The following is a 1,650-nucleotide window of genomic DNA, read 5'->3' as shown; positions in this document are numbered from 1 at the left end:
GGATATCATGCAGTGGACCCTGGAGTTCCCGTCGGGTGCGATGGCGATGTGCCATTCGATGTACAGCGCCAACCAGAACCGCATCCTGACGATGGGTGAGCGCGGCCGCATCGAACTCGAGCCGGCGACCCGCTATGACGGACAGAAGATGTGGACCGGCAAGGACGGCCGCGAGACCTCGGTCACCCCGCCGCCGACGCGGTGGAAGAACCAGTTCGTCGGGCAGCTCGATCATCTGCCCGAGTGTATCGCCGCCGGCCGCGAGCCGATCGTGTCGGGCGAGGAAGGGCTGCGGGACATCCGAATCGTCGAGGCGATCTACCGCTCCGCGCGCGAAGGCCGGACGATCCGCCTGGGTTCGGCGGCATGATCGGGTCGATGCGCACCGCGCTGTCGATCGCGCTGGCCATGGCGAGCACAGCGGCGATCGGGCAGGATGCGACGACCGACCCGACCGGCTTCGCCGCCGCGGCGGAGGTTCGCACGCAGGTCGCGGCGATGGGCCGAGCGATGAAGCCGGGCCAAGGCTTTGCATGGCAGCCGCTGGTGCGTGACGGGCAGACCATCGGCGCGCTCGAATATTGGAAGAAGCCGGGGCGCCCTGCGGTTCATCCCGGCCAAGCCGAATATGCGATCGTCATCGAAGGCCGTGGCACGCTGATCAGCGGCGGCACGATGGCCGATGCCAGCACCACCAAGCCGGAACTGGTCGAAGGCAGCCGGATCGTCGGCGGCACGACCCGCCAATTGGCGACCGGCGACGTGATGCTGATCCCTGCGGGTACGCCGCATTATTTCGGGATCACCGGTGATCGACTGGTGCTGCTCGGAATGAAGCTGCCCGCATCGACGCGCTGATCGAAGGGGTTGGCGGGCGGATACTGCCGAGGTCGGACTGGATTTCGCCCGCCGATTGCTCCTAGGGCATCGACACGATGCAGACCGTTGCGCTGCGACCAATCGGACGCGTTATCATGAAGATCATCATCGGTGCCGTTTCCCTCCTGGCCGCGGGCGTGCCGGCAATCGCGACCGCGCAGGACCAGCGTGACGAGGGCGACATCGTCGTCACCGGGCGCGGGCTTGATGCCTCTCCCGCCGATCGGGTAGCCACGGCCGTGACGATCGACCGCGATCGGATCACCGCCAACGCCAGCAGCCGGCTCGAAAGCGTGCTCGCCGACGTCGCGGGGCTCCAGCAGTTCCGGCGATCGGATTCGCGTTCGGCCAATCCCACCAGCCAGGGGCTGTCGCTGCGCGGGATCGGCGGCAACGCATCGAGCCGCGCGTTGCTGATCCTCGACGGCGTGCCGCAGACCGACCCGTTCGGTGGCTGGGTCGCCTTCCCCGCCTATGCGACCGACCGGCTCGGCCTGATCCGGGTCACCCGCGGCGGCGGCAGCGGCTATTACGGGCCCGGCGCGCTGGCCGGCACGATCGAACTGGAAAGCGCCACCCCGTCGCAGCTCCACGCGATCGATGGCCGGGTGTCCTATGGCAGCCGCGACGCGGTCGAGGCGCAGGGATCGGCGGCGCTGGTCCGCGGCGCCGGGTTCGCGACGCTGTCGGGCGCCTATTCGCGCGGCGACGGCTTCATCCCGACGGTGGCGGAGAGCCGCGGCAGCGCCGATCGTCCGGCACCCTATGAAC

3 protein-coding genes are annotated in these 1,650 nt (G+C 68.9%); all 3 read left to right on the top strand.

Annotation, left to right across the window (positions count from 1 at the left end; translation table 11 throughout):
* A partial coding sequence (locus VF643_RS12025) for a Gfo/Idh/MocA family oxidoreductase (protein ID WP_331043631.1) occupies positions 1 to 370 on the top strand: 370 nt, incomplete at its 5' end.
* Positions 367 to 858 carry a cupin domain-containing protein gene (locus VF643_RS12020; RefSeq protein WP_331043630.1) on the top strand — a complete coding sequence of 164 codons (492 nt, stop codon included), beginning with the start codon at positions 367 to 369 and terminating at the stop codon, positions 856 to 858. The genes VF643_RS12025 and VF643_RS12020, both read left to right, overlap by 4 nt.
* 116 nt (positions 859 to 974) lie before the next feature.
* On the top strand, positions 975 to 1,650 hold a 676-nt coding region (locus VF643_RS12015; RefSeq protein ID WP_331043629.1), incomplete at its 3' end, for a TonB-dependent receptor.

The organism is Sphingomonas sp., assembly GCF_036387595.1.
In the GTDB taxonomy this organism is placed as follows: domain Bacteria; phylum Pseudomonadota; class Alphaproteobacteria; order Sphingomonadales; family Sphingomonadaceae; genus Sphingomonas.
Note: the sequence above shows the minus strand (reverse complement) of the source record. Positions and strands in the feature narration are given on the sequence as shown.

Bases quoted from the DNA above. Each gene is read 5' to 3' on its own strand.
- VF643_RS12020 (WP_331043630.1), top strand. From the start codon at position 367: ATGATCGGGTCGATGCGCACCGCGCTGTCGATCGCGCTGGCCATGGCG.